Here is an 8,339-nt window from a genome sequence, read left to right on the forward strand (position 1 = left end):
AGTATTCGTCGGTGGTTCTTGGGCGGACGATGTCGCTACCGAGGGTTAGCCAAGACACATACACAGAATATCCTTGAAGCTATGGCCTACAATCTCAAGCGTATGCCGGGGCTGCTTGTGCTTCAAGCAGCCAGATAGGCAAAAAAATCCCAGACCCTGTGGGAAATAACCCACAAGGTCGGGGTAAGGGGGAAGAAGAATACCACCGCTGAGAAACACTGCCTCAATAGGCAAAAAAAGACTTGAAAGAACATAGTCATATAATCCTTGCATTGTGCAATGGACTCATTTACGCAAACCCATCATAGAGGGCCGTGGATTGTCGTTGGCGGAAATCGGATCTCTATTCCGAAATGAGTGGCCATACAACTTGGGCTAAATTTTAGGGAGCGGCCTCACCCGTGTCTCAAAGCCACTGTTTATATTCGGATCGCTTGACAAAGAAACGAATCAGCATTTGAAAAGAACGGCTTCAAATTGATCAACAGCACCACTGCTAATAAAGTGAATCTAATCGTGAGTAATTTATGTAATCTTGTGCATCTGTACAATAAGCGGATGCATTAGGTGTCGAAATTTCTCAACAGATTTATTAACACCTAAGCTCCGCAACTTCATAATTTTAAGAAGTTTAAGAAGCAGAATTACCGCTAAACAACCACCGATAAGGAAACTTTCCTCTACCTGTTTATGCATATCTGCATGTACAAATAGTTAAGTAGTGAAGCTATTTGTAAGTTTTAGCTCATATTCCTTCTTACTTTTTTTAGGGAATAAAAATCCCAAATTACCGCAAAAACAGCAAGAGATTGAAGAAAAGAGTAAAAAAGACTAACAGACCAAATAAAAAAACTTATAACGACAACAGCAATTGTTAGAATTATATGGACTAAAAAGAATGTTTCCAAATACTTAGAGATTCTATTTCTGTTATTTTTTCTGACCTGCTTTATTCCTTTTATTCTTGCAAACACCTTAATTTCTTCCACTTTGTAATCTCCGGAAGTAATCATTCTTAGAAAAAACTCGTCTCCCTGATTAAGAAGAATAGGCTTTATCATGAGCTTATTATCCTCCTCAATAAGCAATTCTGGAGCTAAGTTATCGGGATTGTACTTGTCCACGCTACACTCTAATAGCAGTCCTCTTCCTGGCAAAACAAAGTGTAATGGCTCCACAAAGTCTTGAATATCTATTGTCTGATTGCCAGCATTTTTAATCAGCACCCTTAGTATGCGGACATTTTCTACTTCTTTGCCATCATAAAGAACCTTGATTTCGACTTTCCCGGATTTCTTATTCTTGGCAAAATCGACTTGAGAAACAATCTCATAGTCCAGCCTTTTCCTCTTTCTCTGAATCAAATACACTATAAATGCCCCTATGATAGAAACGAGGATAGGGAAAATCCACTCCTTGAACAATAAGAATGTACTCCAAAGATCCACAATGCAAAATTTATTTACGAGTTATTTATGAACTATTCTCAAATGATCACCAAACACTCTTGAGGGCAGTCTCGAAATTGACATATTCCATTTCCATATAGACTGCCGCCACCTTATCCAAGAGATTTATCTACTAGTTATCAGCATATCATCTTCACCTTGATATTAAGGAAAGTTATTCTAAATGCAAAAATACGGCTTTTAGTGAACATACAGGTTCTCTAAACCCCAAGATACCACTCTAAATTTTGACTAAAAAACTACAGCACCCCAGATATGCCGACTGGGATAAAACGTACAAGGTTATCCCCTTTTGCTCATTCCAAGCGAAATCGGAATAAATTTTTCTGGAGCCGGAAACGGCCGAATTGCGGTTCGTGTTTTGGCGAAAAGTCGCGCCAAAAAAATTTCGCTCCGGCGCGTAAATTTTTCAGTTCTCGCGCCAAAACGAAAAAATTCTCGCGCCACGTCTTTTGGCTCCATGGATGACGTTTTTCCGGTTCGTAAACGTGCGGCAGAAAAAAATTGCCGAACGAACTATTGCGTAATTGGATTTTGTTTCTACCTTTGCAATCGCAAAAGAGCAATGGGCAGTTACCAGAGTGGCCAAATGGGGCTGACTGTAACTCAGCTGGCTTACGCCTTCGGTGGTTCGAATCCATCACTGCCCACTTTTCGCTTTTGCAAAGACAAGCGTTAAGGTCGCGGAAGTAGCTCAGTCGATAGAGCATCAGCCTTCCAAGCTGAGGGTCGCGGGTTTGAACCCCGTCTTCCGCTCTTTTTGAAATCAGGGGCCCGGATGGTGGAATGGTAGACACGAAGGACTTAAAATCCTTTGGCCATTATCGGCTGTGCGGGTTCAAGTCCCGCTCCGGGTACGTGGTTTCGTTTTCTTTTTCTGCCGAAGTACTATTTCGGGATAGACTGCGGAAGTAGCTCAGTTGGTAGAGCATAACCTTGCCAAGGTTAGGGTCGCGGGTTCGAGTCCCGTCTTCCGCTCAAATTCGAAAGCGATAAGGGAGCATCTAAAATTACAGGTCTTGTAATTTCCCCCAAAGTCGATTCATCTCCTTTTCCCCTCACATTTTCTTTCCACCCACCTGTTTTTCTATTTGCCTTTGGGCAGATTTCTTTGTGTCTATAGTATTCGTAGAGAGTCGGGGCACCGAAAGCGTTCCTCTCCGAAATTGTCGACAGAGACACATATCGCCCCGAGGGCTTCTCTTGGGATCAATCCAAAAACTTCTTTATCAAGCATTTTATCCTGTGTCATTATGACATGCGGACTGAGGTTTTTCGGGGATCGTTGGTTTCGAACCTCTTTAGGTATTACTTTTGTTACGATGGAATTTCGGTTCCATTTTGGCGGAAAAGAAGAGGAAGGGACAAACGATTTCCCCCGCCCCATACGTTAATAGATCATGAAGGAAGTTACTCTCCGAAAGAACAAGCATATGAAGTCCAACGGTATATACAGATTGTCATTCATCCTGCTATCCTGCCTGCTATGCTTTCAGGCAGCTATGGCACAAAGCATCAGAGTATCGGGCTACGTCCTCGACCGTGGGGACAAGCCGATCCCCTTCGCCGGCGTCAAAGTGCGTGGCACGGGAACAGGTGCGACGACCAATCTGAAAGGGTACTATGAGTTTCGGATGAAAGCCACGACGGACAGCGTCACCATCGAGTTCAGCTCCATGGGCTATCAGGGGGTAAGCCGCAGCCTTCCCTCTCTGACCAAGGATACTCGGCTGAATGTCCGTCTGGCGGAGGCCGAAATGGAACTTTCGGGCGTGACGGTACAGGCCACAAAACGCAGGCTCAATACGATGGAGCGCGTCAATACCCGTGACATTCGCGTAAATGCGGGGCCTACGGGAGGTGTGGAATCGCTCATCAGCACCTATGCGGGAGTAACGCAGAACAATGAGCTAAGCTCGCAATACTCGGTTCGCGGAGGAAGCTACGATGAGAATATGGTGTACGTGAACGGAGTGGAAGTCTATCGCCCGCTGCTGGTTCGTTCGGCGCAGCAGGAAGGCTTGAGCTTCGTCAATCCGGATATGACACAGTCCGTACAGTTCTCCGCCGGTGGATTCACGGCCGACTATGGCGACAAGATGTCCTCCGTACTGGACATTCGCTACAAGCAGCCCCAGGAGAGAGAGGGGGCAGTACTCCTCGGCATGCTTCAATCGAGTGCCTACTATGGCAGCAGTGCCGGAGCTTTCAGCCAGATCACGGGCGTACGCTACAAGAGTGCCAAATCGCTCTTGGGCACTACTGACACGAAAGCCGAATACGATCCGATCTACGCGGACGGACAGACATTCATGACGTACCGCTTCAATCCCAATCTATCGGTCAGTTTCCTCGGCAACATCTCGCAAACACGCTACAAATTTATCCCCCAGACACGCGAGACGAGCTTCGGCACACTGAGCGATGCCAAAAAGCTGAAGATATTTTTCGACGGGCAGGAACAGGATCGTTTCCTCACCTACTTCGGAGCGTTCAGCATGAACCTCGTACCAAATGAGAAGCAACGACATACGATTACACTCTCTGCCTTCAACAGTAGCGAACGAGAGACCTACGATATTCTGGGAGAATACTTCCTGAACGATGTGCAGCTGGGGGCGGATGGAACTGCTTCGACAGCTTCGGACTCGGAGAGCTCTAACGGCCTGGGCATCGGGTGCAATCACGAGCATGCGCGCAACAGACTGAACTACCGCGTGCTGAACATGGGTTACAGAGGGGAGATAAAGCTGAGCGAGAAGCACCGCCTGCAAGCGGGCGTATCGGCACAGATGGAGAAAATAGCCGACCATATCAGCGAATGGGAGCGGAGGGATTCGGTAGGGTACAACCTACCCCACTCGGAGAGCGTATTGCTGATGTACAACAATCTATTTGCCGATACGGAGATGAAGGGAACGCGTCTGTCGGCATTCGTACAGGATCGGTTCAACTTCAGCATGGGAGGAGGTACATTTTCTCTCATTCCGGGTATCAGAGCTTCGTGGTGGAGCTTCAACAAGGAATTGCTCGTCAGCCCACGTATCAGCATGGGTTATTCTCCCGAAAGCAACCCGGCTTTGGTACTGCGTGCAGCTGCCGGACTTTATTATCAGGCACCGTTCTACAAAGAGCTAAGGCAGACACATAAGGATGCCGAAGGCAATAACGTGGTTGTCCTCAACGAGAAGATTCGCTCTCAGGGAGCTTTTCACATTCTCGCAGGGGCGGACTATACTTTCGAAATGGGTGGGCGTAAGTACAAGTTTACGGCAGAGGCTTACTACAAGAGTCTATTCAACATCAACCCCTATATAATAGAGAACGTGAAGATCCGCTATCTGGGCGAAAACATCGGTTCGGGTTATGCTGCGGGTATCGATCTGAAGCTATTCGGCGAACTGGTACCCGGAGTGGACTCGTGGCTGACGGCTTCCATTATCAAAGCCCGTCAGAAACTGGATGGCTACGGTTCGCTACCTCTGATGAATGCCCCTGCTTACAACTTCTCCTTCTTCCTTCAGGAGTACGTGCCGGGCAACAAACGCATCACAGCTACCCTGCGAGCTGCACTGAGCGGAGGATTGCCACAGCTCAATCCGAGCAAAGGACTTAGCTCACCGGCCTTTACCGCGCCGGCCTATAAGCGCGTCGATCTGGGGGTAATGTACAAATGGCTCGATCCGGACGACTCCTTTGCTCGCCGGAGCAAATGGCTAACAGGAGTAAAAGGGGCCTACATAGGAGCCGACCTCTTCAATCTGTTCGACATGACCAACGTCAATTCTTACTACTGGGTGTCGGATGCCTACCAACAGCAATACGCCGTACCGAACTACCTGACACGCCGCCAGTTCAATCTGCGTCTCCTCGTCGAATTCTGAAGGTTCCATACACACTGATGGATGCTCTGCCCGATAATTGGCCGATCGTATAGGGAGCTTTCTAACGAGGATTCGACAGAAATCGGAATATCTTTCTGATCAAAAACAAAAAGAGCTGCGCCGAAACTTCCATTTCGGCGCAGCTCCAATGATGGCGCAACAAGAGGATTTTCTCTCTTTATTCTGCTGTGGTTTTGCCCTTGATCTCTTTGCGATAGTGATCGTTTAGGAATTTCACCACATCGTCGGTGATGTCCAGCGTGCTGTCTGCATACAGCAAGTTTTCAAGACCTACGTTGGTAAGTATATAGCGGTATTTACCGTCCTTATTCATTTCGCTCACTTGTTCGCGTACTATGCGGTACATTTTATCATTGGCTTCCGCCTGTTTGTTGGCCAGATTTTGCGTCATGCTGAGTTCTAACCTTTGGCCTTCTTCTTGCATCTTCAGAATTTTCTCCTGTTCTGCTCGGGCAGCATCTTCGCTGGTGAATGCATTTATACGCAAGCGGCGCTGAAAGTCTTCTGCAGCTTTCTGCATGGCAGTCATCTTGGTTGCCAAAGTCCTTTGGTTCTGCTCTGCTTCAGCTGCAAGCTGTTTGTTGATGTCGCGATAGTATTCGTATTGCGAGGCCAAGCTATCCATCCTTACGAAAGCAATAGGCAGAGTAGCGGCAGCTTGTTCTGCCTTAGGATTCGTTGTCTTGGACTTTGATGCGGACGAACGCGGCATCATAATGAAGAGGATGATGATGGCAACGGCCAGCACAGCCTCGATGACATAATGGATCTGTTTCATTTGAGAATGGGATATGTTTTTTTGTTTCGTTATTATTCGAGTTCCTTGATTCGATCTTCGAGACTGCGGTGATGTTGGGCTTCGAAGTGCTGTGCCGTATGGCAGCCGATGCCTCTGTCTTGCATTGCCTTGTTGCTGCCTACATGGGTACCGGGAAACTTCCCGCCACGACGGAAAAACACACGTATGCCCAACAGGACAAAAGCCAGTCCTACCAACAAGAGAGAAGCCAAAAGAATTGTAGTCATTTATTGCTATATTTGCGGGATACAAAGGTAAGACTTTCTTACCCACAGAGAAGCACATCTAATAACTCATAGTAATAACAATGAACATTACAGATCTCAAACCCACTAAAGTGTGGAAGTTTTTCCACGAAATCACTCAAGTGCCACGTCCTTCCAAGAAAGAAGAGAAGATCCTGGCTTACCTTGTGAAATTTGCAGAAGATCGCAACCTCAAATATCGTACAGACGAGGTAGGCAATCTCGTAATAGAGAAGCCGGCAACACCCGGATACGAACACCTCGAAACGGTCATCCTTCAGAGCCATATGGATATGGTGTGCGAGAAAAATGCCGACAAGATTCATGACTTCGAGAACGACCCCATCCGCACGATTATCGATGGTGAATGGCTACGCGCTGATGGTACTACACTTGGTGCCGACAACGGTATCGGTTGTGCTGCCGAATTGGCCATTTTGGATTCTGACGATATAGAGCACGGCCCGATCGAATGCCTCTTCACGATGGACGAAGAGACGGGTATGACCGGTGCCATGAACCTAAAGCCCGGATTTTTCAATGGAAAGATCCTGCTCAACCTCGACAGCGAAGATGAGGGCGAACTCTTCATCGGATGTGCCGGAGGTATGGGAACCATGGCCGAATTTGCGTACGAAAAACGTGAAACGACTGATGACTATCTCTACTTCGAGGTAAAAGTCAGCGGCCTCAAAGGCGGTCATTCCGGCGGTGAGATTCACATCGGCCTCGGCAATGCCAACAAGATTCTGACTCGCTATCTCTATGCTCTTGAGCGCGAATTGGATTGGAAGCTGTGTTCTTTCCAAGGAGGAAACCTGCACAATGCCATTCCGCGCGAAGCTCATGCTGTTATCGGACTGAAAGCTGATCAGAAAGAGCGCGCACGAGTTATCCTGAACGAACTTGCTGCTGCAGTGGAGGACGAACTCAAGCGTGTAGATCCGCGTGTGAAGCTCGAAATGAAATCGGTAGAAAAGCCTGCATATCGTATCGATTGTGACACGAAGCGTCGTCTTGTTCGCGCTCTATATGCTTGCCCTCACGGTGTTTATGGCATGAGCCATGATATCGAAGGTTTGGTAGAAACGTCTTCAAACTTGGCTTCTGTAAAGATGAAAGAAGATGATAAGATCTATGTGGAGACCAGCCAAAGAAGCTCGACTTCGTCTCTTATCAGCGATATAGCCAATACAGTGGCATCCGTATTCGAACTTGCCGGTGCTAAAATCAGCTTCCGCGATCCGTACCCCGGCTGGAAACCCAATCCCGATTCGCCGATTTTGAAAGCGGCATCCGAATCGTACGAGCGCGTTTTCGGCCGCAAGCCTGCTGTAAAAGCAATCCACGCAGGTTTGGAATGTGGTCTCTTCCTGGATAAGTACCCCTACCTCGATATGGTTTCATTCGGCCCTACTCTCCGAGATGTACACTCTCCCGTAGAGAAGATCGAAATCAAGACGGTTCAACTTTGGTGGGATCACTTGGTCGATATACTGAAACATATCCCCGCAGCCAAATAAAACAAGCCGGAATTTTTCCTCCGGAGAATAACCCAGAAGGGTGTGTTGAAATCGCAATCTAAAAGAGACGATTTTCGCACACCCTTTTCATATTATAGGACAACCATAAGAAAGGCATACATATTATTTTATCAGTATGTAGTCATCCCTTAAAAAGCATTTGCAAGAGAGAAGTCATTCATCGATGGTCTCTCGCTTAGCTTTTCGCTTATTATTTTGAGCAGGTGCAAAAGAGCCTTCATGGCTCTTTTGAAGTTGTAAGCAGCTGCTGCCAATAGTATGTTCACAGCATCCCCAGCCAATCCCTTGTAAAAGTTGCGGCCTAAACGATGATCTGATTTCAAGTGTCCGATGGTGGGTTCTATGCCTGCTCGCTTGCAGAATAGTTTGTGTTTCTT

General features: G+C 47.2%; 7 protein-coding genes, 4 tRNA genes and 2 pseudogenes. 8 read left to right on the top strand and 5 right to left on the bottom strand.

Annotated features, from left to right (window positions below; all coding sequences use genetic code 11):
* Nucleotides 1-138 (top strand): annotated as a pseudogene (locus F452_RS12225) (IS5 family transposase); the annotation flags it as partial.
* A 602-nt stretch (nucleotides 139-740) separates the two neighbouring features.
* Here F452_RS12225 and F452_RS0110150 read toward each other — a convergent pair.
* On the bottom strand, nucleotides 741-1,448 hold the full coding sequence (locus tag F452_RS0110150; protein ID WP_152567449.1) for a hypothetical protein: 708 nt from the start codon (nucleotides 1,446-1,448) through the stop codon (nucleotides 741-743).
* A 276-nt stretch (nucleotides 1,449-1,724) separates the two neighbouring features.
* Between F452_RS0110150 and F452_RS13505 the strand changes: the two genes are divergently transcribed.
* A complete protein-coding gene (locus F452_RS13505; protein WP_394358169.1) occupies nucleotides 1,725-1,937 on the top strand; it encodes a DUF1661 domain-containing protein in 213 nt (70 codons plus the stop codon).
* Here F452_RS13505 and F452_RS13080 read toward each other — a convergent pair.
* Nucleotides 1,844-2,035: pseudogene (locus F452_RS13080) on the bottom strand (hypothetical protein); the annotation flags it as partial. The gene F452_RS13505 and the pseudogene F452_RS13080 sit on opposite strands and share 94 nt — an antisense overlap.
* Nucleotide 2,036: 1 nt before the next feature.
* Between F452_RS13080 and F452_RS0110160 the strand changes: the two are divergent.
* From F452_RS0110160 to F452_RS0110180, 5 genes are all read left to right on the top strand, one after another.
* Nucleotides 2,037-2,119: transfer RNA gene (locus F452_RS0110160), tRNA-Tyr, on the top strand.
* Nucleotides 2,120-2,152: 33 nt separating this feature from the next.
* A tRNA-Gly gene (locus tag F452_RS0110165) sits at nucleotides 2,153-2,225 on the top strand.
* Nucleotides 2,226-2,241: 16 nt separating this feature from the next.
* Nucleotides 2,242-2,326, top strand: a tRNA-Leu gene (locus tag F452_RS0110170).
* 48 nt (nucleotides 2,327-2,374) lie between these two features.
* Nucleotides 2,375-2,447, top strand: a tRNA-Gly gene (locus F452_RS0110175).
* A 422-nt stretch (nucleotides 2,448-2,869) separates the two neighbouring features.
* Complete coding sequence (locus F452_RS0110180) at nucleotides 2,870-5,353, top strand: TonB-dependent receptor (protein WP_018966089.1); 2,484 nt, start codon at nucleotides 2,870-2,872, stop codon at nucleotides 5,351-5,353.
* A gap of 178 nt (nucleotides 5,354-5,531) precedes the next feature.
* Here F452_RS0110180 and F452_RS0110185 read toward each other — a convergent pair whose 3' ends face one another.
* Both F452_RS0110185 and F452_RS0110190 read right to left on the bottom strand, forming a co-directional pair.
* Nucleotides 5,532-6,152, bottom strand: coding sequence for an OmpH family outer membrane protein (locus tag F452_RS0110185; protein ID WP_018966090.1), 621 nt, complete (start codon nucleotides 6,150-6,152; stop codon nucleotides 5,532-5,534).
* A gap of 32 nt (nucleotides 6,153-6,184) precedes the next feature.
* The gene (locus F452_RS0110190; protein WP_018966091.1) at nucleotides 6,185-6,400 is read right to left on the bottom strand and encodes a hypothetical protein; all 216 of its coding nucleotides are present in this window, start codon (nucleotides 6,398-6,400) and stop codon (nucleotides 6,185-6,187) included.
* An 80-nt stretch (nucleotides 6,401-6,480) separates the two neighbouring features.
* Here F452_RS0110190 and F452_RS0110195 point away from each other — a divergent pair, with 80 nt between their 5' ends.
* Nucleotides 6,481-7,941, top strand: a complete 1,461-nt coding sequence (locus F452_RS0110195) for an aminoacyl-histidine dipeptidase (RefSeq protein ID WP_018966092.1) — start codon at nucleotides 6,481-6,483, stop codon at nucleotides 7,939-7,941.
* A 149-nt stretch (nucleotides 7,942-8,090) separates the two neighbouring features.
* Here the strand turns inward: F452_RS0110195 and F452_RS0110200 are convergent.
* A partial coding sequence (locus tag F452_RS0110200) for a transposase (RefSeq protein ID WP_018966093.1) occupies nucleotides 8,091-8,339 on the bottom strand: 249 nt, incomplete at its 5' end.

Source organism: Porphyromonas gulae DSM 15663 (assembly GCF_000378065.1).
GTDB lineage: Bacteria > Bacteroidota > Bacteroidia > Bacteroidales > Porphyromonadaceae > Porphyromonas > Porphyromonas gulae.

Coding starts and splice junctions, on each gene's coding strand:
- F452_RS13505 (WP_394358169.1), top strand. CDS start 1,725: ATGCCGACTGGGATAAAACGTACAAGGTTATCCCCTTTTGCTCATTCC.
- F452_RS0110180 (WP_018966089.1), top strand. CDS start 2,870: ATGAAGGAAGTTACTCTCCGAAAGAACAAGCATATGAAGTCCAACGGT.
- F452_RS0110185 (WP_018966090.1), bottom strand. CDS start 6,152: ATGAAACAGATCCATTATGTCATCGAGGCTGTGCTGGCCGTTGCCATC.
- F452_RS0110190 (WP_018966091.1), bottom strand. CDS start 6,400: ATGACTACAATTCTTTTGGCTTCTCTCTTGTTGGTAGGACTGGCTTTT.
- F452_RS0110195 (WP_018966092.1), top strand. CDS start 6,481: ATGAACATTACAGATCTCAAACCCACTAAAGTGTGGAAGTTTTTCCAC.